At 61.8% G+C, this 21260-nt stretch carries 23 protein-coding genes, 1 pseudogene and 1 riboswitch; of the genes and pseudogenes, 10 read left to right on the forward strand and 14 right to left on the reverse strand.

What is annotated here, in order from left to right; all coding sequences use genetic code 11:
• Positions 1–61: 61 nt before the first annotated feature.
• Both HMPREF2912_RS06120 and HMPREF2912_RS06125 read right to left on the reverse strand, forming a co-directional pair.
• Complete coding sequence (locus tag HMPREF2912_RS06120) at positions 62–1078, reverse strand: ABC transporter permease (protein WP_070596778.1); 1017 nt, start codon at positions 1076–1078, stop codon at positions 62–64.
• Positions 1078–1656 (reverse strand): ABC transporter ATP-binding protein, encoded by a 579-nt coding sequence (locus tag HMPREF2912_RS06125; RefSeq protein WP_070683568.1) that lies wholly within the window; start codon positions 1654–1656, stop codon positions 1078–1080. Before HMPREF2912_RS06125 ends, HMPREF2912_RS06120 begins: the two co-directional genes overlap by 1 nt.
• A gap of 386 nt (positions 1657–2042) precedes the next feature.
• Here HMPREF2912_RS06125 and HMPREF2912_RS06130 point away from each other — a divergent pair, with 386 nt between their 5' ends.
• Positions 2043–2666 carry a Fic/DOC family protein gene (locus HMPREF2912_RS06130; protein ID WP_070533937.1) on the forward strand — a complete coding sequence of 208 codons (624 nt, stop codon included), beginning with the start codon at positions 2043–2045 and terminating at the stop codon, positions 2664–2666.
• A gap of 9 nt (positions 2667–2675) precedes the next feature.
• Here the strand turns inward: HMPREF2912_RS06130 and HMPREF2912_RS06135 are convergent, their stop codons facing one another.
• Positions 2676–3515 (reverse strand): NAD(P)-dependent oxidoreductase, encoded by an 840-nt coding sequence (locus tag HMPREF2912_RS06135; RefSeq protein ID WP_070561628.1) that lies wholly within the window; start codon positions 3513–3515, stop codon positions 2676–2678.
• A 25-nt stretch (positions 3516–3540) separates the two neighbouring features.
• A riboswitch (guanidine-III (ykkC-III) riboswitch) is annotated at positions 3541–3611 on the forward strand.
• An 11-nt stretch (positions 3612–3622) separates the two neighbouring features.
• On the opposite strand from HMPREF2912_RS06135, the gene HMPREF2912_RS06140 reads away from it, so the two are divergent.
• On the forward strand, positions 3623–3937 hold the full coding sequence (locus tag HMPREF2912_RS06140; RefSeq protein WP_070561609.1) for a DMT family transporter: 315 nt from the start codon (positions 3623–3625) through the stop codon (positions 3935–3937).
• Between the two features lie 672 nt (positions 3938–4609).
• On the opposite strand, the pseudogene HMPREF2912_RS06145 reads toward HMPREF2912_RS06140, so the two are convergent.
• From HMPREF2912_RS06145 to HMPREF2912_RS06165, 5 genes and pseudogenes are all read right to left on the reverse strand, one after another.
• Positions 4610–5154 (reverse strand): annotated as a pseudogene (locus HMPREF2912_RS06145) (recombinase family protein).
• A 165-nt stretch (positions 5155–5319) separates the two neighbouring features.
• A complete protein-coding gene (locus tag HMPREF2912_RS06150; protein ID WP_070521059.1) occupies positions 5320–6615 on the reverse strand; it encodes an ABC transporter permease in 1296 nt (431 codons plus the stop codon).
• The gene (locus HMPREF2912_RS06155) at positions 6612–7286 is read right to left on the reverse strand and encodes an ABC transporter ATP-binding protein (RefSeq protein ID WP_070521058.1); all 675 of its coding nucleotides are present in this window, start codon (positions 7284–7286) and stop codon (positions 6612–6614) included. The genes HMPREF2912_RS06150 and HMPREF2912_RS06155 overlap by 4 nt, the downstream gene beginning before the upstream one ends.
• A complete protein-coding gene (locus tag HMPREF2912_RS06160; RefSeq protein WP_070683570.1) occupies positions 7283–8893 on the reverse strand; it encodes a permuted SH3 domain-containing protein in 1611 nt (536 codons plus the stop codon). Before HMPREF2912_RS06160 ends, HMPREF2912_RS06155 begins: the two co-directional genes overlap by 4 nt.
• 223 nt (positions 8894–9116) lie before the next feature.
• The gene (locus tag HMPREF2912_RS06165; protein WP_070683572.1) at positions 9117–9596 is read right to left on the reverse strand and encodes a hypothetical protein; all 480 of its coding nucleotides are present in this window, start codon (positions 9594–9596) and stop codon (positions 9117–9119) included.
• Positions 9597–9798: 202 nt separating this feature from the next.
• Between HMPREF2912_RS06165 and hemL the strand changes: the two genes are divergently transcribed.
• The 7 genes from hemL (at position 9799) to HMPREF2912_RS06200 (ending at position 16241) form a co-directional block, all read left to right on the forward strand.
• Entirely contained in the window at positions 9799–11133 is a 1335-nt protein-coding gene (gene hemL, locus HMPREF2912_RS06170) for a glutamate-1-semialdehyde 2,1-aminomutase (RefSeq protein WP_070521048.1), read from the forward strand.
• A gap of 31 nt (positions 11134–11164) precedes the next feature.
• Entirely contained in the window at positions 11165–11773 is a 609-nt protein-coding gene (locus tag HMPREF2912_RS06175) for a histidine phosphatase family protein (protein ID WP_070596770.1), read from the forward strand.
• Positions 11773–12378: a TlpA disulfide reductase family protein gene (locus tag HMPREF2912_RS06180; protein ID WP_070521042.1), complete on the forward strand. Its 606-nt coding sequence runs from the start codon at positions 11773–11775 to the stop codon at positions 12376–12378. The genes HMPREF2912_RS06175 and HMPREF2912_RS06180 overlap by 1 nt, the downstream gene beginning before the upstream one ends.
• Positions 12375–13181: a cytochrome c biogenesis CcdA family protein gene (locus tag HMPREF2912_RS06185; protein WP_070683574.1), complete on the forward strand. Its 807-nt coding sequence runs from the start codon at positions 12375–12377 to the stop codon at positions 13179–13181. Before HMPREF2912_RS06180 ends, HMPREF2912_RS06185 begins: the two co-directional genes overlap by 4 nt.
• 12 nt (positions 13182–13193) lie before the next feature.
• Positions 13194–14825, forward strand: coding sequence for a cytochrome c biogenesis protein ResB (locus tag HMPREF2912_RS06190; RefSeq protein WP_070683575.1), 1632 nt, complete (start codon positions 13194–13196; stop codon positions 14823–14825).
• Between the two features lie 141 nt (positions 14826–14966).
• A complete protein-coding gene (gene ccsB, locus HMPREF2912_RS06195) occupies positions 14967–15983 on the forward strand; it encodes a c-type cytochrome biogenesis protein CcsB (RefSeq protein WP_070683577.1) in 1017 nt (338 codons plus the stop codon).
• Complete coding sequence (locus tag HMPREF2912_RS06200; RefSeq protein ID WP_070683579.1) at positions 15984–16241, forward strand: helix-turn-helix domain-containing protein; 258 nt, start codon at positions 15984–15986, stop codon at positions 16239–16241. It abuts the gene before it with no gap.
• Here the strand turns inward: HMPREF2912_RS06200 and HMPREF2912_RS06205 are convergent.
• Positions 16238–16552, reverse strand: coding sequence for a hypothetical protein (locus HMPREF2912_RS06205; protein WP_070521026.1), 315 nt, complete (start codon positions 16550–16552; stop codon positions 16238–16240). The genes HMPREF2912_RS06200 and HMPREF2912_RS06205 overlap by 4 nt on opposite strands.
• Before the next feature lie 43 nt (positions 16553–16595).
• Here HMPREF2912_RS06205 and HMPREF2912_RS06210 point away from each other — a divergent pair, with 43 nt between their 5' ends.
• Positions 16596–16937 (forward strand): DUF4229 domain-containing protein, encoded by a 342-nt coding sequence (locus tag HMPREF2912_RS06210; RefSeq protein ID WP_070533925.1) that lies wholly within the window; start codon positions 16596–16598, stop codon positions 16935–16937.
• An 8-nt stretch (positions 16938–16945) separates the two neighbouring features.
• Here the strand turns inward: HMPREF2912_RS06210 and HMPREF2912_RS06215 are convergent, their stop codons facing one another.
• Genes HMPREF2912_RS06215 through HMPREF2912_RS06235 form a run of 5 tightly spaced genes read right to left on the reverse strand, consistent with a single transcriptional unit; the run spans position 16946 to position 21174 of the window.
• Positions 16946–17830 carry a 1,4-dihydroxy-2-naphthoate polyprenyltransferase gene (locus HMPREF2912_RS06215; protein WP_070534067.1) on the reverse strand — a complete coding sequence of 295 codons (885 nt, stop codon included), beginning with the start codon at positions 17828–17830 and terminating at the stop codon, positions 16946–16948.
• Between the two features lie 5 nt (positions 17831–17835).
• Positions 17836–18690, reverse strand: a complete 855-nt coding sequence (locus HMPREF2912_RS06220) for a metal ABC transporter permease (protein WP_010189755.1) — start codon at positions 18688–18690, stop codon at positions 17836–17838.
• Positions 18687–19541 carry a metal ABC transporter permease gene (locus tag HMPREF2912_RS06225; RefSeq protein WP_010189752.1) on the reverse strand — a complete coding sequence of 285 codons (855 nt, stop codon included), beginning with the start codon at positions 19539–19541 and terminating at the stop codon, positions 18687–18689. Before HMPREF2912_RS06225 ends, HMPREF2912_RS06220 begins: the two co-directional genes overlap by 4 nt.
• Positions 19538–20248 carry a metal ABC transporter ATP-binding protein gene (locus HMPREF2912_RS06230; protein WP_010189751.1) on the reverse strand — a complete coding sequence of 237 codons (711 nt, stop codon included), beginning with the start codon at positions 20246–20248 and terminating at the stop codon, positions 19538–19540. The genes HMPREF2912_RS06225 and HMPREF2912_RS06230 overlap by 4 nt, the downstream gene beginning before the upstream one ends.
• The gene (locus tag HMPREF2912_RS06235; RefSeq protein ID WP_070521016.1) at positions 20248–21174 is read right to left on the reverse strand and encodes a metal ABC transporter substrate-binding protein; all 927 of its coding nucleotides are present in this window, start codon (positions 21172–21174) and stop codon (positions 20248–20250) included. Before HMPREF2912_RS06235 ends, HMPREF2912_RS06230 begins: the two co-directional genes overlap by 1 nt.
• Between the last annotated feature and the right edge of the window lie 86 nt (positions 21175–21260).

The raw sequence follows: 21260 nt of genomic DNA on the forward strand, positions 1-21260 counted from the left end.
TCGCGTAAAAAGTGTGACGTCGAATTAGGAAAAAATCTTCATGCCCGAAAGACTAGCCCGGCTAATACCCCAGCGCAAGGGCCGCCACACCAAGACCGAGGGCGCCGCGGGCAATGTAGTGCAGCACCTCGGGGGAGAAGGAGACACCGAAGCCGCCGCTGTCCAGCATGGACATGCTGTCTACCTGTGCCGGGCGGGAACGCTTAAACGACGCCCAGCTAAGACCGGCGATGATGAGCACCACTGCGATGGCGGAGAGCTTCCACACCAAGAGGAGGACACCAGCACCAAGGAGTGCCGTGCCCACAGAAGCGATAAGGGGAAGGCCCCAGTCGGGCCATGCATCGTCGCTGACGCGTCCGAAGGAGGCGGCGCGCCCAACCGCCGCGCCGACGATGCTCCACGCGGACATGAATCCGACGATAGCCAGCGCCCCGAGCTGTGGGGCGAACCCCAATGACAAACCGAGGGCCGCGAGCGCACCGACGCCGATGTACCACCGTCGTCCCAGACGACGGAAGAAGAGCCCCGTCAACGTGGAGGGCGCATGGGCGCGACGAGGAATCCAGGCCGACTGGCTCGCAATGGCATCAGAGGTGACCTCCGAATCAAGCAGACCAAGGCCGGATCCACCGACCAGGCGCGTATGCCCAGCGCTGAGAAGCGAAGCCAGCGTGAACGAGCGCCACCCCACGACGAAACGCAGGGCCGGGACTGTCAGCGCGAACCACGGGGATAGCCCGGTGGACACGCAGATGCCGAGACCTAAGACCCCGAACCCGATCAGCTGCGTCCATGTGATCCAGTCGGTACCGCGGAGTTTGCCGCGTGGGCGATCAACGTACACCCAGCGTTCCCGCGACAGCGCGCGCAGGGGATAGAGAGCCTCGGTGAGCACCATAAGCGCGAGCACTCCCACGATGCCGGCAATAGGAGCGACGCCCGTCAGAGTGATGCGCGTTGGGATGATAGGCAGGACTGCGCCGACTTCTTGCCAGACTGTATAACCGAAGCCGATGAAAATGCCGGCGAGGATGAGGTACCAGATGCCATCACCCAGCCGTGATAGCGCGCGCATCACAGCTGCACCACCTCGTCGCAGGCCTGGGTGATCGTGTCGGAATGCGAGGCCACGACGATGCAGCGATTCTCCTCCTCGGCTAGGTAGCGCAATTCGCTTGCGAGGAACTCGGTCCAGGTGGCGTCGAGGTGGCGCTCGGGCTCGTCGATAAGCACTGCGCGCGCCGGCTGGTACAGCTGTGCGGCCAGGAACACGCGCTGGCGCTGGCCCGAGGACAGGCGCGAGGCAGGGTGTGGAAGGAGAGGCTCAAGCGCCCAGAGCTCGCAGAGCTTGGCGACGTCCACCCCTGTCGCCTTTCCTATCAAGTCCAGGTGCTCGCCCACGGTGAGGTCGGGGAGGAAAACCGGCTCAGCCACCGTAAGTACAGCACCCGGTTGCTCCTTCGTGCCGACGGGATGGCCGTCGCACTCCACTGAGCCTTCGAGAGGCGCAAGCTCACCGCCGAGCGTGGCTAGCAACGTGGATTTACCTGAACCGTTGGGCCCAGCGAGGCCATAGATGCGGCCTGGGGCGAAGTCCTTCTCAAGATGTCCAAGGGGCGTGGAATGCCCATAATCGGCGTCGATGGAAAGCATTGCTGGGCGGCGTGCTCCTTACATTGGGCGGCTAGACAATAGTTAAAACTTATTTATGAAGTTTAGCAAAATGCACGCCCCGAACGTTCTTTTCGAGGTGGGAAACACCCTTGGGATTGGTGTCATGAGCTGCTAAAATGAGAGAAAATGTAGTTGAAAACTCGGGAGGATAGCAATGTCGGAGCCTGTTCAAATTGAAAGCAGCAGTAGTAGCGGCCGTGATCCGTTAGCGTTGAGTGATGCTGCGTTGCGTCTAGCAGGCCACGATGTGACTGATGAGTACGTGCGCCAGCTGGGCCGCGAGGTGGCTGCAGGGACATTATCTGCCGACGAAGCTATCGCTCGTGTTCGGCGAGCTTCGCTGAAATAGAGCGCGGGGGAGAAACATGAGCGGGGGCTGGGAGAGCTATTTCATTCCAGGGACCAAGGTTCTGAAGAATCGCTTGGGGTTAGATGACGCAGAAGAACTACGGATCTTGGAAGAAAAGCTTGTATTTCTTCGGATAACCGAGTTGGAGTCGGCACCTGTGGAAGGTGCTTTTGACTACGCGCACTTCAAGGCTATACATCGACATCTTTTTCAGGATGTGTATGACTGGGCGGGTGAAGAGCGGACTGCCCCTACAGACCAGTTCATGATTAAGGCTGGGCATGCCTACTATCCGGCGGGGCCGGAAATGACGAAGGCAGCAGAGAAGCTGTTTGCGGGGCTGGCGAAGGATGATTTTCTGCGTGGCCTAGAGATTGATGAGTTTGTGACCAAGCTGGCGGAGCTGTGGGGCGAGCTCAATGTGGTGCATAGTTTTAGGGAAGGCAATACCCGTACGCAGACGGTGTTCTTTGATGCGCTGGTTACGGCGGCAGGATACCAACTTAATGTGGAGCGGCTAGCGAGTGATAGCCGCGTACGCGCGGAGTTTATTGCCGCGCGCTTTCACAGCCAGGACACGGGGGATAACGCGCAGCTGGAGGAGGTGCTGCGCGGGCTCGTCGGAAAGCGCAGTGCCTAGCTCTCGAGGCTAGCCCTTGTTGCGGAAGACGAAGATGGAGGAGAAGTCCTGGTCGCCGTGGCCCATGGCCTGCTGTTCCTCAAAGCGCTCGATGGCGGCGGCCACTGCAGGCAGCGGCTTGTTGGCGGTCATCTCCATGAGCTTGGCGTCCTTGCACAGGGCATCCACGGTGAAGTCACCCGGAGTGGTGTTGCGCTCGCCGGTGATGAACGGGCCCTTCATGTTCTTCATGAAGGCCAGGCCGGTGATGTCGAGCATCTCGAGGATGACCTCGGAATCGAGGCCCTCGGACTCGCCGAGGTGGAGTGCTTCCAGCACGCCCTCCGCGGTAACGGCAAGTGCTAGGTTGGCCAGGAGCTTGCCAATCGCCGCGGTGGCGGCGGACTCCACGCCGATGAGCTTGTTCTCATCGGCCCACGGCTCGGCGATGGTCATGGCGAGCTCGCGGCGGTCGTCGTCAGGCGTGCCCACGTAAATGCCGAGCTTGCCCTCGCGCGCTGGGCCCAGCGAGCCGACGACGGGCGCGTGGACATAAGAGTCAACCGCGGCGGCGAATTCGCGGGCGGCGTCGGGGGAGACGGTCGTGGTATCGATCCAGGTCACGCCGTCCGGGATGAGGTTGGCGTCAATGACTTGCTCACGGATGTCATCGGGGCCAAAGAGCGAGGTAATGATGACCTCTGCGCCTTCTACGGCGGCGGTGGGGGAATCGGCGAGGGTAGCGCCGGACTCGACCAGCGGCTGCGCGCGCTCGGCGGTGCGGTTCCAAACGGTGAGCTCATGGTTCTTGAGGAGGTGTCGGGCGAGCTCGGTGCCCATGCGGCCAGTACCTAGGAATGCAATCTTCATGCCGCCCAGTGTGCCATTATTGTGGGCAGGCTCGCCGCGATTCATGCGAGCCCCGGACGAGGGAGCCGTACCCGGTGACGCGACAAGACGGCCAGAAAGGGCTGGCCATGTCGTGGTTCGTGTTGATTTTCTCTGGTGCTTTCGAGGCCGTGTGGGCGGCGGCTCTGGATAAGTCGGAGGGCTTTAGCCGCCTATGGCCTTCGGTAGTATTTCTTGTTGCCTGTGCCATTTCGATGGGCGGGTTGGGCTGGGCCATGAAGTCCATCCCCGTGGGCACCGCCTACGCGGTGTGGGCCGGCGTGGGCGCGGTGGTCACCGTCATCTATTCCTTCGCCGCCGGACATGAGGCGGCAACCGTATGGAAGGTTCTGTTCCTCGCCATGATCATTGGTGGGATCGTGGGCCTGAAGGTGGTGCATTAGGAGGCGTCGTCGTTTGAAACGACGAAGAAGAATCAATATATCGGTGAGTGGATGCCTATGTACTTGCGTAGTAGGCTTCTGGATATCAAGCCGCAAGGCAAATAGGCTCTGGCCCCAGCGATGCTGGGGCCATCTTTTATTTGGCCTTAGCTAGCCCGATAGAGAATTTGCCAGTCATAACACACTAAAAGTCGGCCACCGCAACACCGAACAACATTGGCCAGGGCCTGCTCTCCCCTTAAGTTGACTTGGCGAAAGAATAGGGTTGCTAGGTTGAAAATAGTTCCAAATTCCGGATATTGAAAGGAAAAATATTGTTGTATATGGTGCCCGGACTGCTAGCTGGAGTTGTCTTCTACTTTATTCTCACAGCGCTAAATTGGGGCGTTGAGACAATATCGTCAAAAAGATACCGGTTACGAGCGTATGGCCGACTCCTCTTCCAGTGCCTTGCCGCTATCGCTTACACCATTTTTTGGTCACTGCTGGCGGCGGGGGCGATTCGGCAACTCAGATGCAGGTCAGCGGTTTCATACTGGCTGGATGCATCTTAAGCCTCATCACATCAATTACAGATAGACCTCACACCCGGGAAAAAGCCCAAGCAAATGAGCATGAAGACGAATGAGAGTCCTGACGTTCGATCCAAGCCCATAGTCCTCTGATGCATACTTATCTCTCCTGTTTGAAGTAGGTATACACCGTGGTTCTACCGATGCCGAACCTGCGGGCCACTTCCGCTTTAGGAACGCCTGCCCCGACCCATTCCTGCGCCTGGGCAAGCTGTTCATCAGTAAGGGCTTTCGCCCGGCCTTTGTATACGCCGCGTTCTTTTGCTCGCGCAATGCCTTCCGCCTGGCGCTCGCGGATAATGGAACGCTCGAACTCGGCGACAGAACCAAGCAGACCAAGCATGAGTTTGGCGATGGGTGTGGAGGTCAAGGAGTAGGTTTGACCCTCTTTGAGAAACTTCACGGACACCTCACGTGCGGTGAGGTCATCGACTAGGCGGTGGAGGTCGATAAGGGAGCGTGCCAGTCTGTCCATGCTGGTGACTATGAGTTGGTCACCAGGGCGCAGGTAGTTGAGTGCCCCATCGAGGCCGGGGCGGTGCGTGGAGGAGCCACTAGCAGTGTCGGTGAAGCAGCGAAAGACTTTTTCTTTTTCAATGCCGCTATTTGTCGCTCTAGGTTTTGGTCTTTGGAGCTAACAAGAATGGCCTAGTTCTTGCTGTATGAGTTTCATGAATGCCTCTTGATAGTGGAAGTACCGGCAAGAGGGGATTGGGGTGCGAAGAACTCAAAACGCACCGCTTATCCAAGATGGAGTCCCCCGAACTTTTGGGCTTTAGAATACCTGATAAGTCGGGAGGATGAGTGGGATCATTCGTAGCGCAGCGCCTCAATCGGGTCCAGCTTCGCGGCCTTTCCGGCAGGGTAGTAGCCGAAGAAGAGGCCAATAGCCAGCGAGAAGAGCAGCGAGAGGATGACCGCCCACAGCGGCGGCGCTACGAGTGAGCCGATGGCGGCCGCACCCGCCATGCCGGCTGCGGTGCCGATGGCGATGCCGATGAGACCGCCGATGAGGCAGACCACGATGGCCTCCGTGATGAACTGGATGCGGATATCACGGCGGCGTGCGCCAAGCGCTTTGCGGATGCCAATCTCACGGGTGCGCTCCGTGACGGTGATGAGCATAATGTTCATCACGCCGATGCCACCGACGAGCAGCGAGATGCCGCCGATGGCCGCGAGTACCAGGCTCATCGTGGTGAAGATCTGGTTCAAGGACGCGAGGTCATCGCTGAAGTCAGATACCTTGACCATGTAGTCGGGGTTGTCTTTGTAGTAGCTATCGAAGACGCGCTGCAGGTTGCTGGCTACCGCGGCCTTATCCAAGTCCGGGTTGCCGCGAACGGTGACCTCGCTGAAGGCGGTGCCAGCACCCGGGGAATCGGAGAACTCGGCCTCGAGCGGGTAGGGAACGAAGGCGGTTTGGCTGGGGCCACCGCCCACCAAAGGCCCGGTTTGCGGTTCCTCAAAAACGCCGACAACGGCGAGCTCAAGGGGAGAGGCCTCCTGGCTTTCAAAGCTCACGTATTGGCCAATGGCGTCTTCAGGAGCGCCGAAAAGCTTGGTGGCGGTTTCCTTATCCAGCATGGTCACTGCCCGGCTGGAATCGATATCATCCTCGCTGAGGAAGCGTCCGGCCACGATGGAATAGGAGGAGCCGGAGACATAGTCCGGGTTGGTCGGGCGGACCAGGAGGTTGGCAGTCTCCTCCCCGGATTCGCCCTCGACCACGAGGGCGCCGGAATAAGAGCTGTACTCGCCGATATTGATGCCGGCGATCTGATCTCCCAAGACCTCCTTGGCGCGGTCCAACATGTCCGGGGTGAGCATGGAGGACTCGTCTTCGACGAAGCCGCCGCCCATGAAGGGATCATCGGCTTCTTCCTCTTCGCCCTCCTCAGGGCGCTCCTTGACCTGAACGGTGAAGTTATTAGCACCCACCTTATCCAAATCCTTTTGCACGGAAGACTGCAAGGAGTGGCCGAGCGTGACGATGGCGATGACCGCGGCGATGCCGATGATGACGCCCAACAGAGTCAACGCCGAGCGCATCTTGTTGGTGCGCAGGCTGGTCAGCGCCATCTTGGTGGATTCAGCAAAATTCATGACAACACCCCGTCCTTCATCGTGACGGTGCGGCTGCATTCATCAGCCAATTCCGGGTTGTGGGTAATGAACAAAATGGTCTTTCCATGCGTGCGGTGCAGTTCGTGGAAGAGGTCCATGACCATGCGGCCGGTCTGCGAATCCAGCGCGCCGGTGGGCTCGTCCGCTAGGAGAATCTCCGGCTGGTTGGCCAAGGCGCGGGCCACCGCCACGCGCTGCTTCTGACCACCGGAGAGCTCATTGGGCAGGTGGTTCATGCGGTCGGACATACCGACCATCTCCAAAAGCTCTTGCGCGCGCTGGGTGCGCTCGTGAGCCGAAACGCCCGCATAGACCATGGGCATCTCCACGTTCTTCAGCGCGGACATGCGGCCGATCAGGTTGAAATTCTGGAAGATGAAACCGATTTTTTGGCCGCGGAAGGAGGCCAGTTTGTCGTCGCCAAGCGCCAGCGCATCCACCCCAGCCAGCTGGTACTCGCCGGAGGTGGGGCGGTCGAGCAAGCCGATGATGTTCATGAGCGTGGACTTGCCGGAGCCGGACTGGCCCACGACGGCCACGAACTCGCCCTCCTCCACGCTGAAGTCGAGGCCGGGGATGACGGTCAGCTCGCTGTCGAGGCCCTCGTTGAAGCGTTTGACGATTCCCCGCATCTCAATGAGGCGGCTCATGCGTTCTCTTCCGCAGCATCGGATCCATCGACGGAGGCGGACATGCCGACCATGTCCTTGTGCGTATCCGCCTGGCTGATGACGGTCTCGCCCTCCTTGAGGCCGGAGGCGATGGCGGCGGAGAAATCAGATTCACTTGCGATCTTCACCTCGCGCGCCTGGATCGTTCCGTTGTCGACGACGAGGACGTTCTTCTTGCCGCCTTCTTCATAGATGGCGGAGAGCGGCACGGTGATGGCGTTCTTGTCCTTCTCCGTAATGATCTTCACCTTCGTGGTGGAACCAAGGCGCAGGCCCTCGCGGTTGCCATCGACGCGGATGTGCACGGGGAACTCAGGCTTGGTGGAACCAGATGGTTTGCCGGAGCCGCCACCTGCACCGGCTTCTACCTCAGGTTGTTCGGCCGTGGGGGAGATGAAGGTGACCTTGCCTTTGTACTCTTTGCCGGGGCTCGACGGCGAGGTGAACGTGACTTCGTCGCCGACCTTGATGCGGGCGATGTCACCCTCCTTGACCGTGGACTTCACCAACAGCGAGGAATCATCCGCCACCGTGAGGATGGGGCCTTCGGCGGGCATGCCGGCTTCACCACTGACGGAGGTGACAACGCCAGCCAGAGGGGAGCGCAGGTCGGCCTGGGAGAGCGTGTACTCCAGAGGCCCATTCTCCTTGGCGTTGCTGGCGCTTGCCGACGCCGCCGTCTCCACCGCATGGTTTACTGCTTGGGACTGGGAGGCGATTTGGTGTTCGATGGCCAGGTTGCTGGCCTGCAGTGCACGCTCGGCATCGGAGACGGCCTGGTAGGAAGCGGCGGTGGCGCGCTGCTGTTCGCCGAGCTCGCGGTCGATGCCGCGGAGGAGGCGGCCATAGGATTCCTCGGATTCCTTCAATTGGCGCTCGGAGTCTTGCACGGCTTCATCGGAATCGAGGTAGCTCAAGAAAGCGCTGGCGGTGTTGATGCCGGAAGGGTCCTCGGTGGCGGTGCCGATGGAGGCCAGCGCGGACTGGAAGGACTTGGACTCGGCATCGCGCACCCCGGAGCGCGCCTGCTCGACGGCCGCGCGGGCTTCGGCAACCTCGGGGCGGTCGCCCTTGGTGGCGAGGGCATCATCGAGCTTGCGCTGCGCCTCGGCGTACTCGGTCTGCGCCGAATTCACGGCGGACTGGGCGCTATTGACCTCGGGGTTGAGGCCTTGGTCGAGGGAATCTTGAAGCTGGCGCAGCTGAAGCTGGGCGTCCTCGATCTGGTGGACGGCCTCGAGCTTGCCTGCCTCTTGAGAGGTGCGCTGGGCTTCGAGCTCGCGCTCGGTTTCCGTGGTGTCCATGCGGCCGAGGAGCTGCTGGGCCTCGACGCGGTCACCCACCTTCGCGTCCAGGGACTGGATGGGGCCGGTCAGCGAGGTCGTCAGAGAAATCTCGCGCTCGGCGGAGACGGTGCCGGTGGCGGAGACGGAACTGATGAGGTCTTCCTTGGCGGTTGTCGTGACATCGGTAGCGGTGAGCTGAATGTCGGAGGAGCCGCTGGTCAGTGCGTACATTCCACCACCGCCTGCGAGGAGAACCGCAGCGATAGCGCCGGCGGTGATGCCGAGAGCTTTCTTGTTCATGAGTCCCTTACTGTCAGGTAAACGCCGTCATTGAAAATCGGGTTCAGCTTAACTCTCGGCTATGCTTCCTGTCATGTACAGCGGGGGAATATAGGAGGTAGATCAGGGTCTACCCTTAGTTGGTGTGGGGCCATGAGGACTGGTGACGTTTCGATCAACTAAGGGTCCGAAAATGGGCGGTTTTCTGCCACTATTTGATCGAAACGTACTTGGCATCGGCCTTTTAGAAGGGCACATCGATGCGTATATCCTCCGCGCGCGGCAGCGGGGGAAGCGTCGGTATGTGGTCGAGGCCGGCTTGGACTTCTGGCGGGATGGGGATGGACGTGGGCACCCGCGGGGGCTCGGGCAGTTCCAGCTTGGGCCTGGGCCGCTGCGGTGGGGCCGGACGGGGTGCTGGTGCAGGTGCGGGCGCTGGCGCGCGGACGGTGACGGTTTCTACCTGTGGTGCTGGGGTCTCGATGGTCGTGGGTATGGGCGCTGGTGCCTCGGTTACCGGTTCTGGTTCAGCTGGGGCGGGAGCAATGGAGGTGGTGTCGCCGAAGCGGTTGACCGGCTGGGGCAGGGCATTCGGCTCCCAGGACGTCGGTTGGGCCGAGGTGGTAGGGCTGGGTTCGGTGCGCGGAGCGGGTTCCGCCTGGGTGGCAGCGCAGGCAGACAGTGGAAGGCAGGCAAGAATGACAAGAAAACGGCGCGATGCCATGGGAATCCCCCTTAAGTAGTGCCTCTCCACAGCGCACCCCAGCGCTTAAATAAGGAAAGGCAGAATCAACAGTGTGCTGCCAGCATAGCGCCACAGTAGCGGGCGCGCAGCGCGAGCGATTGCTGCCGCTTAGGAGGCAGTGGAGGGAGGACGGAAGGACACAAGGGGACTCAAACTTTTGTATAGGGCTAAAACCGATACAATGTGGGCTATGCCTAACTCCAGCCAGCGAAATCAGCAGAATACGTCCCAGTCCGCCGAGTGGTTCGAGCGCGCCACGAAGGTCACCCCGGGTGGCGTGAATTCCCCGGTCCGCGCCTTCGGATCCGTGGGTGGCCAAGCCCGCGTCATCGCCCGTGGCGAGGGCTCGCGCCTCTGGGACATCGACGGCAACGAGTACGTCGACCTGGTTAGTTCCTATGGCCCGATGATCCACGGCAACGCCCACCCGGCCATCGTGGAGGCAGTCCAGAAGGCGGCTGCCGATGGCCTCTCCTTCGGCGCGCCCACCGAGGGCGAGACGTTGCTGGCGGAGCACATCGTCAAGCGCACCGCGGTGGAGCAGGTGCGCCTGGTCAATTCCGGTACCGAGGCCACCATGTCCGCCGTGCGGCTGGCCCGCGGTTTCACCGGCCGCGCCAAGGTCCTGAAGTTTGAGGGCTGCTACCACGGCCACGTGGATGCGCTGTTGGCGTCGGCTGGCTCCGGCGTGGCCACCTTCGCGCTGCCGGATTCCCCGGGCGTCACGGGTGCCTCGGCCGCGGACACCATCGTCGTCCCGTACAACGATCTCGACGCCGTCCGCGAGGCCTTCGCCGCGCACCCGGGAGAGATCGCCTGCATCATCGCCGAAGCCGCGGCGGGCAACATGGGCACCGTGGCCCCGGAGGAGGGCTTCAACGCGGCACTCAAGGAGATCGCGCATGCCGACGGCGCCCTGCTCATCCTCGACGAGGTCATGACCGGTTTCCGCACCTCCTACAAGGGCTGGTTCGGCGTCGATGGGGTAGCGGGTGACCTGGTGACCTTCGGCAAGGTGGTCTCCGGTGGCCTGCCGGCAGCTGCCTTCGGCGGCCGCGCCGACGTCATGGCTTCCCTCGCCCCCGCCGGCCCTGTCTACCAGGCGGGCACGCTGTCCGGTAACCCGGTGGCGATGGCCTCCGGTCTGGCCTCTCTGGAGCTGGCCAACGAAGAGTTGTACCCGCGCCTGCAGGCCAACGCGGACTGCCTGACCAGCCTGATAACGGCGGCACTTGATGCCGCCGGAGTGGCACACCACATCCAGCGCGCGGAGACGATGTTCTCCATCCGCTTCGCCGAGGGCCAGGGCCGCAACTTCGCCGATATGCAGGCGGCCGATACCTGGCGCTTCGCACCCTTCTTCCACGCACTGCTGGAGGGCGGCGTGTACGTTCCGCCGTCAGCCTTCGAGACCTGGTTTGTGTCTGATGCGCTCACGGACAATGATTTTGAGGTAATCGAGGCAGCTCTCAAGCCTGCCGCCCAGGCCGCCGCCAGCGCGCAGCGCCCGCAGTAAACCAACCATTTGAGGGGATAGACACAGGTATATGTCCACCACCATCGTCCACTTCGTCCGCCACGGCGAGGTTTATAACCCGGATAAGATCCTTTACGGACGCATCCCGGGCTATCACTTGTCCTCCCGTGGGCATTCCATGGCCGCACGCACAGCGAAAGCCTTCGAAGGCCATGACGTGACCTACCTGGCGGCCTCGCCGCTGCAGCGCGCGCAGGAAACCGCGCTGCCGATTGCGCAGGTGACGGGCTTGGAGGTGGACGTCGACAAGGGCGTCATCGAGTCCGGCAACCGCTTCGAGGGCTTGCGCACCAAGGGCTGGAATTCGCAGCTGTGGAATCCGCAGCGCTGGCCGCTCATGGTCAATCCGCTTGAGCCCTCGTGGGGCGAGCCTTTCGAGGAGATCGCCGCGCGCATGATGGACGCCGCCGAGCGCGCCCGCGCCAAGGCCGAGGGACACGAGGCCATCGTGGTTTCCCATCAGCTGCCCATCGTCATGGTGCAGCGCACCGTGTTGGGCAAGCGCCTGGCCCACGCGCCGTGGGACCGCATGTGCGCGCTGGCTTCGGTGACTTCGCTGGTCTACCGTGACCGCGAGATCATCGATATCTTCTACTCCGAACCGGCGCAGGACATCTAATGGGACGCAGAACTATCCGCGCCGCCGCGGCCGGTGTCCTTGCTGTGTTTGCCTTGGCTGGCTGCTCGCAAAGCGAGGAAAACGCGCAGAACGCCGTGGCTTCCGGCGGCACCTTCGAGTTCATCTCGCCCGGCGGGCAGACCACCATCCGCTATGCGGAGGAAGACCGCAAGCCGCTCAAGGATTTCTCCGGTGAGGACCTGCGGGATGAGTCCACGACGATCAAGCTTTCGGATTTCAAAGACCAGATCGTCGTCCTCAACTCCTGGGGTCAGTGGTGCGCGCCGTGCCGCTCCGAATCGGATGACCTCCAGGCCATCCACGCGGAGCTGCAAAAGCGCAAGGTAGGCACCGTACTGGGTATTAACGTCAAGGACTTCAACCCGGAGATTTCCCGGGACTTCCTCACCGATAACGGCCTGGAGTACCCGTCCATCTACGACCCGCCGTTTAAGACGGCCGCAGCGCTCGGCGGCGTGCCCACCTCCGTGGTGCCCACCACCATCGTGTTGGACAAGCAGCACCGCCCGGCCGCGGTCTTCCTCACGGAGATCACGGAGCAGGACGTCCTCGACGTCGTGGACGAGCTGGAGAAAGAACAGTGATCCTAGCCGCTGACGGAATCGGGCAGAGCTTTGCCGACGCCGCCGCGGCCGGCCCGCTGCTGCTAGGAATCCTCGCCGCAGCCGCCGCCGGGCTGGTATCTTTCGCCTCACCCTGCGTGGTGCCGCTGGTGCCCGGCTACATCTCCTACCTGGCCTCCGTGGTCGGCGGTGAGGTCACCCACGACGAGGAGCTCGGGGTCGGCGTGGGCAAGCGTCGGCAGTGGGCCGTCGTCGGCGCCGCAGCACTCTTCGTGCTGGGCTTTACCGTCATCTTCGTGCTGGCCACGGTTTCGGTCTTCGGCGCCATCTCGGCGCTGCGGCTCAACGCGGATACCCTTATGCGCGTCGGCGGCATCATCACCATCCTCATGGGTGTGGTGTTCATGGGCGTGGTGCCGGTGCTGCAGAAGGACACCCGCATGGCACCGCGGCGCTGGACCACGTGGCTGGGCGCGCCCCTGCTCGGCGGGGTTTTCGCCCTGGGCTGGACCCCGTGCCTGGGCCCCACGCTGGCTGCCATCATGTCCGTCTCCGTCGGCACCGAGGGAACCACCGCGCTGCGCGGCACCATCCTCATCATTGGCTACTGCCTGGGCCTGGGCCTGCCCTTCCTGCTCGTGGCACTGGGCTCCGCTAAGGCCATGCGCACCGTGACCTGGATGCGCAAACACTCCCGCGCTATCCAGATCGTTGGCGGCATCGCCATGATCCTCGTCGGCGTGGCGCTGCTGACCGGGCTGTGGGGAGATTTCATCAACGCCATCCGCCAGTGGACCGTGTCCTATGGCGCGACGCTGCTGTAAAGGAGATTTTTCGTGAGATATATCCGCAAGGCCTGGCACTGGCTGACCAGCATGCGCACCGCGCTGGCGCTGCTCTTCCTGCTGGCCATCGCCGCCATTCCGGGTTCGCTTCTGCCGCAGCGCTCGCTCAATGAATCCAACGTCAATGACTTCATTGAGACCAACGGCAAGGTGGCGGAGATCTACGACAAGCTGCAGCTTTTCGACGTCTTCTCCTCCGTCTGGTTCCAGGCCATCTACGTCCTGCTCATGATTTCTCTGGTGGGCTGCATCATCCCGCGCTCCTGGGATCACTACAAGGCCTACCGCACACCGCCGACGCGTGCGCCGAAGTACCTGGAAAAGATGCCGCTGAATGCCACCGGGCACTCGGAGAAATCCCCGGAGGAGATCGCCGCGGCCACCACAACCATGCTGAAGAAGTGGCGCGTGAGCGAGGTTTCCCCGGAGAAGGACCGCGCGGGTGCCCAGTCCTTCTCGGCGGAGCGCGGCTATGCCCGCGAGCTGTGCAACCTCATCTTCCACATTGCTCTCGTGGCTATCCTGCTCACCATGGCAGCCGGGCGCTTGGTGCATTATGAGGGCCAGGTCATCGTGGTGACGGAGAAGAACTCCCAGGGTCAGACCCAAGAGCAGCCGCAGTCCACGGAGTTCTGTAATACCTCAACCTCCGTCTATGACTCCTTCCGCGCAGGCCCGCTTTTCGACGGCACGGGTCTCCACCCCTTCTGTTTTAAGGCCCACGACTTCACCGCGGACTACCTGCCTAATGGCCAGGCGGAGATGTTCACCTCCGATGTGTCCTATGCCGCCGGCGATGATATCTTCACGGACCCGGAGACCTGGGAGGATTACAAGCTGCAGGTCAACCACCCGCTGCGCATTGATAACAACCGCGTCTACCTGCAGGGCCATGGTTTTGCGCCGACGATGACGGTGGAGTGGCCCAACGGCGAAAAGCGCACGCAGACCATCCAGTTCCAGCCCAATGACACCACGTTCTTCCTCTCCTCGGGCGTGATGCGTTTCGATCCGCCGTCGGGCATGTACCCGGACCTGTTTGAGCGCCGCCAGAACCAGATCGCTATCCAGGGCCTGTTTGCGCCGACCGCCGAGTGGTCCGGTGAGAACGGTAAGCTGCTGCAATCTTCCTACCCGGCGATGCTGGATCCGGCGGTGGCTATCGATATCTACCGCGGCGATGCCGGCCTGGACACGGGCAAGCCGCAGTCCTTCTTCTCCCTCGATTCCAGCCTGGTCCACTCGGGCCAGCTGCAAAAGATCGACCGCGTCAACCTGACCCAGGGTGAATCGGTCACGCTGGACGACGGCACCAAGGTCACCTTCGACGGTGCCTCCGAGTTTGCGAACTACCAGGTTTCCTATGATCCCTTCCAAAGCTGGGTTCTGGTGTCCGCGCTGGTCATGCTGGTATCCCTGGTCGGCTCGCTGGTGATCAAGCGCCGCCGCGTCTGGGTACGCATCCGCCCGGGTGCCAACGGCGGCACCGATATCGAGATGGGCGGGCTTGCCCGCACCGACCGCGCGGGCTGGTCCGAGGAGTTCCACAAGCTGCACCGCGAGCTTTTGGAGTTGCCGGATCCCGATGACGTGGAGGAGGACGAACTCTACTCCGCCGACTAAAGGCGCGGACCGTATCCTTCAAAAGTTGGATACTGCAGCGGTTGAGGGGTAGCCTTATGGGCACCATAAATCTCTCCGTTCATGCAGCCTCGTGCGTGGAGCACGGGGTAGGCACGATTGTGAAGGCAAGGTTTCCCACTCATGCAGGTTGATCAGAATCTGTCCAACTTCTCAGACATCGCGGTGCAAACCGCGTTCGTCGTATATGCGCTCGCCTTGGTGCTGTCCCTGGTGTACTACGGCCGGATGCAGAGCATCATTGAGGCCATGCGCGCCCGTACCGCAGCTGCACCGCAGCAGCGTGAGCTCGCCACCGTGGGCGCTTCGGCAGATGGCGCCGTGCTTGGCGACGTTCCCCCAACGGCCAGCACCGCAGACGATGATTTGGTGAAGAAGCAGGAGAACGCCGACAAGCTCGGCGGCATGACGCAGATGCTGCTGTGGCTGGGCATCGCCCTGCACCTGGCGGCCATCGTGCTGCGTGGTTTGGCTACCGGCCGTTTCCCGTTTGGCAATCTCTACGAGTACATGCTCATGGTGACCGCCGGCGCCATGGTGGTGGCGACCGTCGCCATGCAGCGCAAGGAGTGGCGCACCCTGTGGCCGTGGCTGCTCACGCCAATCCTGGCGCTGATGTTCTACGGCTCCACCAAGCTCTATGCGGAATCCGCTCCGGTGGTTCCGGCGCTCCAGTCACACTGGCTGCCCATCCACGTCACCGTGGTTTCGCTGGGCGCATCCATCGGCGTGGTCTCCGGTATCGCTTCTTTGCTCAGCGTGCTGCGTGAGTTCCAGCCTAAAGGCGTTGAATCCGGTTTCTTCGGCGCGCTTGCCCGCCCGCTTCCTTCAGCTAAGAAGCTGGACCGCCTGGCCTACCGCCTGGGCGTGGTGGCGCTGCCGACCTTGGGCCTGGGCATTGTGCTGGGTGCTATTTGGGCCGAGTCCGCGTGGGGCCGCTACTGGGGTTGGGATCCGAAGGAGACCGTGTCCTTCGCCACCTGGATTCTCTACGCTGCCTACCTGCACGCCCGTGCGACGCCGGCCTTCCGCAAGGCCGCGCCATATATCAACATCGCGGCGATGCTGCTCATGGTGTTCAACCTGTTCTTCATCAACATGGTTGTCTCCGGCCTGCACTCCTACGCGGGGCTGAACTAAATGGCGGATATTCATAAGCCACGGCACAAGCCCGGCAAACCGGCGGGCGATAACCCTCAGCTCATCGCCCTGGGTGAGGGCTTTGCGCAGCGCCGTCGCGAGCTGGGCATCCTGCAACAGGACCTGGCTGGGAAGGCCGGGATTTCGCGCTCCACGCTGCATACCATTGAGCACGGTGGCTCCGGCGTGCGCTGGGAAAAGGTCGTTGCGGTGGCCGAGGCCCTCGGCCTCGAGATGACTTTTATACCGAAGGACTAGGCTTCTTTCCCCTTAGAGTCTTTGCCTTCAATGTCCTTGTCCTCGGGGGCCTTGGGCTCCTGCTGCCCCTGTGAGCGCCGCCGGCGTTCTTCCTCTTTGCGCTGGGCCTCCCGCTCCTTGGCGCGGCGCTCCTTGAAGCGCTGCTTCTCTAGGTTCCACAGGAATTCCTCGTCATCATCGGGGCCCTTGATTGCCGGGCGCTGCGGCTGCTGCGCCTGCTGCACCTTCTTATTCCAACTCGACGGACCAAAAGCCTTCCAGACGAGGACTGCCGCGAGGACAAACAAGAGTAGTAGTATCAATCGACCCATGCGTTGTATTCTACGGAATGCCCGCGAAGCAAAAGTGAGAATTATGAGCCAGACAGAAAACACCACCAACGCCTCCCAGAACCCCGACCCGCCCCAGCCGGACCCCGCGCTCAAGCGCCGCTCCCGCGTCGCTTTGTGGAAGTATGGCGCGGCCCGTGTGGTGCTGTTTATCGTGTTGACTGTAGTGATTCAGCTACTGGCGATGGCGGTGCTCCAGACCTTTCCGCTGCTGGTTTCCGCGCTGCTGGCGTTGTTCGTGGCGCTGCCACTGTCCATGCTGCTCTTTTCCACGTGGCGCGTGGAAGCAACCCAATCCCTGGCGGAGTACTCCGCGCAGCGCAAGGCCCACAAGAAGTGGGTCCAGGAGGAGCTGGCTGGCCGCTAAATCAGAGGCTAAACCAGAGCCAGCGCTACTGCGTTGACAACCGCCCATACCAGCATCGCGCGGCCAGTCATACCGAGCACCGGGATGAGTTTGGGTCCGCGCGCACCGCGGTTGACGGTGCGGATAGCGCCCAGTGCGAGGGGGAAGTAGAGCAGGGAGGCCAGCGCTGCCCAGGAATCGAAGGCCAAGCCCACGGTGAGCAACACCGGGAGCAGCAACAGGGTCATGAATAGCGTGCGGGACTTCTTATCACCCAGGCGCACAGCCAGGGTGATCTTGCCGGTGGCCTCATCGGAGGGGATGTCCCGGATGTTATTGGCCAGGTTTACCGCCGCACTCATACCGCCGATACCCACGGCTAAGGCAAGGCCTGTCCACGTGATGCGGCCGGCCTGTGTGTACTCGGTACCTAGGACCGCGACGAGCCCGAAGAACACGAAAACGGCGATTTCTCCGAACCCGCGGTAGCCGTAGGGATTCTTGCCACCGGTGTAAAACCAGGCGCCGGCGATACACACAGCGCCGACGAGGATGAACCAAGCCGCGTTGGCAGCCAGGGAGAGCGAAATGCCCGCGATAGCCGCCACGCCGAAGCAAGCGAAAGCAGCGAACTTGACGTGCTGCGGCTTGGCCAGTCCGCCCCCGGTAAGCCGCTGGGGGCCGGTGCGGTCATCATCGGTGCCGCGGATGCCATCGGAGTAATCGTTGGCGTAATTCACGCCGATGATAAGCGCCCAGGCCACGATGAGCGCCAGCAACGCCCGGCCCCAGTGCAGGCCGTGGGCCGCGGCAGCGGCACCGGTACCAGCGATAACGGGAGCAAAGGCATTGGCCCAGGTGTGCGGGCGAGCACCCTGGAGCCAATCGGCAGGAGTGGCGGAATAGGCAGACATGCTCACTATTGTGCCACTGGTGTGGTGTGCTGCGGCAATGAGCTGGTGCGTTGGCGAAAGCGGTAGATGATGAGCACTGCAACGAAAATAACGGCATTGGTGACTGTCATTGCGGCAGAGGTAGCCGCGTCAAGGACATAGGCAACCCAAAATCCCACGACCGCGCTGATAGCGGCAACGCCACAGGCGGTCAACACCAGCGTGGGCACGCGCTGAGTAAGCAGCCGCGCGGTCATCGTCGGGAATACCATGAGAGCGATGACCAGCATGGCACCGGCAGCGTGAAAGGCGGCGGTGGCGGTGCAGGCAACCACGGTCATAAATATGATGTGAAGAACGCGCGTGGGCACCCCGCGTGCGGCACAAAAATCGGCGTCAAAAGTCGTGGCGGATAAACGCGGCAGTGTAAGGGCGAGGAAGAGAGCATTGATACCCAGCACTGCGGCCATGATGTAGCAATAGTTGGGATTGGAGAAGGCCGCGAGGTTGAGATCACCGACGAGAACGGCGTGGACATCAAGGTGCACGTGGCTCATGTGCGTAGAAATCAGGATGACTCCGGCGGCAAACAGGGCGGGAAAGACCAATCCGAGGGCGGAATCAGCAGTCACCAGCGGGCTGCGCTGTAGTGCGTCAGTTCCCAACGCCACCACCAAGGCGCCAGCGGCCGCGGTAACGAGCAAGATGGGTGAATCTAGATCTGCGGTAAAGAGGTAGCCGACGGCAATTCCGGGAAGGACGGCATGGCCGATGCCGTCGATAAGCATGGCCTGGCCTTTGAGGACAACAAAGGTGCCGGGGATAGCACAGGCCAAGGCCGTCAGAACGGCAAGGAGACAAGCGGTCGCGGCGAGGGTCATGAGGCTAGCTTTCTACTGGTGAGGCTGATAGTGACGAGCGCCGCCTGAGCCAGGACGATGACCGGACCGGTGGGCAGCGGGCCGTGCGCAATGGAGACATAGCAGCCGAGAGCAGCGGTGGCCGCGCCGAAGAACCCGGAGAGCGCGATGAAAGGTAGCAAGCGCGTGGTCCAGGGGCGGGCAGCGGCGGCAGGGCTGATGACCACGGCGACCATGAGCACTACGCCGACGACTTTGACGCCGAGCACCGTGATGGCGGTGAGGGCGAAGAAACTAGCCGCGTTGAGGAACGAGGTGCGGATGCCGGCTACCTGGGCAAAACTTGAATCAAAAGTGACTGCGGCCTGCCGGGTGTGAATGAGGAAAAGAAAAAGCAGCACGCAGCCACCGATGATGAGTGTGGACCGTACATCCGCGCGAGTGAGCGTGGAGGCATTTCCCAGCAAATAATCCTGGATTCCGGCCTTGCCAGGCAATGGTCGGCGGGAAATATACTGCATGAGCAGCATTCCCACCGAGAAAAATGTGGTTAGCGTGGCCGCCATCGCAGTGGTTTGCCCCAGGGGAGTTAACCGCGGGATGAGGTGAATGCACCCCACCGCGAGGGTTCCGGTGAGCAGGGCGCCGCAAGAAAGAAGCCAGACATTTCGCCCGTCCCAGCCAATGGCGGTGGCCACGAGGAAGGCGGTGAGCAGTCCAGGCAGGGAAGAATGCGAGATGGCATCGGCCAGCAGGCTGGTGCGGCGAACATATACCAGTGGGCCTAGCGCGCCAGCGCAGCCACCGATGAGCACGGTGCCCAGGAGTGCCTGGGTATAGGTGTAGTTCTGAAGAAGCTCGAGTGGGTTCATGATGGCAGGGAAAACATGTCGGCAATGGCGGACTCGGTAAGTACCTGCTCGGTGGGGCCAGCAGCAATGAGCCGGCCGTGGCCGACCATGAGGACCTCATCGCAAAAGTCGGCGACCTCCGCCAGGTTGTGATGCACCAGCAGGATGGTCACGCCGTTCTCGCGCAGTTCCTTGAGTACATCCATGATGGCGCGCTGACTCGCGGCATCGACACCAGCGAAGGGCTCGTCGAGGATGATGAATTCCGGCTCGCTAACGAGCGTGCGCGCCAACAACACGCGCTGGCGCTGACCACCAGACAGGGCGGAAATCGGCAGCTGCGCGTGTGCCTGCATTCCGGTGCGGGAAAGCGCGGCGTGAGCGGCGTCTTTGTCAGCGCGGCTGGGCCACTGCCACCAGCGCAGCCCGGCGGTGCGGCCCATCAGGGCGATGTCGAAGGCGGTGGCAGGGTAATTCCAGTCGATATCCGCATGTTGTGGCATATATCCGAGACGCTGCCGAAAATGTGCCAGATCGACGCCATCGAAGGTCATCGACCCGCAGGCTAGAGGCGGAAGGAGCCCTACCAGCGTGCGGACCAGAGTAGACTTTCCCGACCCGTTCGCACCCACCAGCCCGGTGATAGTCGCGGGGGTGAGGGTGAAGGAGGCGTCGTGAAGCACCGGCGTGCGGGGATAGCCGGCGGTGAGGTTTCCTACGCTGAGCATTAGCTTAGTGCTTTCGCCACGGCGCTAGCGTTATGTTCGAAGGCTCCGAGGTAGGTATCGGTTGGGGCTTCCGGGCCGAGGGTATCGGCAAAGAGCTCTTCATCCGAGATGGTGACTGTCCAGTTGCGGGTTTCTACGGCTTCCTTGAGAGAAGTGATGGCCTGTGGGTTCGCCTGGTTATCTTGGAAGATAACGGGGACCTTCTTCTCCGCGATCGTATCCGCGAGCTCGGAGATCTCAGTGGCGGACTTGGTGGCTTCGGTGGTCACGAAGTCGGTGGCTTGGACTTCAAAGTCGAAGGTCTTGCCGAAGTAGTTGAAGGCGTCATGGCCGGTGATGAGGACGCGCGGGGAGGCGTTTTCGAGTTCCTTAGCCGCTTTGTCATGCGCGGCTGCAATCTTGTCTTCATATTCATCGGCGGCCGCGGCATAGTCTTCGGCATTGTCAGAGTCGATTTCGCCGAGTTTGGTGCCGATGTGATCGACGACCTGGCTCCACAGCTCGGGGCTATTCCAGATGTGCGGGTCGTAGAGTTTTTCGCCCTTGTCACCTTGCTCGGGCCACGGCAGAAGGTCAGCAGTATCGAGCTGTTCGCCGACAGCTAGCTGCTTCTCACCGAGGGAGGAGAGCTGGTCCACCATTTGCGCCTCGAGGTGAAGGCCATTCCAGAGGACGAGGTCGGCGTCCTGCATCTTTTCAATATCGCGCGTGGTGGGCTGGTAGGTGTGCGGATCGCCGCCGGGACCGACCATGGTGGTGATGTCGGCGTCCGGGGCGATATTGGCGGCCGCATCAGCCAAGTAACCAGTCGTGGCGAAGATCGTCAGATTGTCGTCCTGGGCTTCGGCGGAGTCGCTGCTGGTGCAGGCAGTCAGCGCGGTGGCAGCCACGAGGGAAGCGAGGGGAAGCGCAATAAGTTTCTTCACGGGAAACCTCTCTTATTAAAAGTGAATGTCGATGTTCAATAGATTGAACTTGAAAGAGCATAAGTCCTGAAACCTTTGGAAGCAAT

The organism is Corynebacterium sp. HMSC056E09, assembly GCF_001813425.1.
Classification (GTDB): Bacteria; Actinomycetota; Actinomycetes; order Mycobacteriales; family Mycobacteriaceae; genus Corynebacterium; species Corynebacterium hesseae.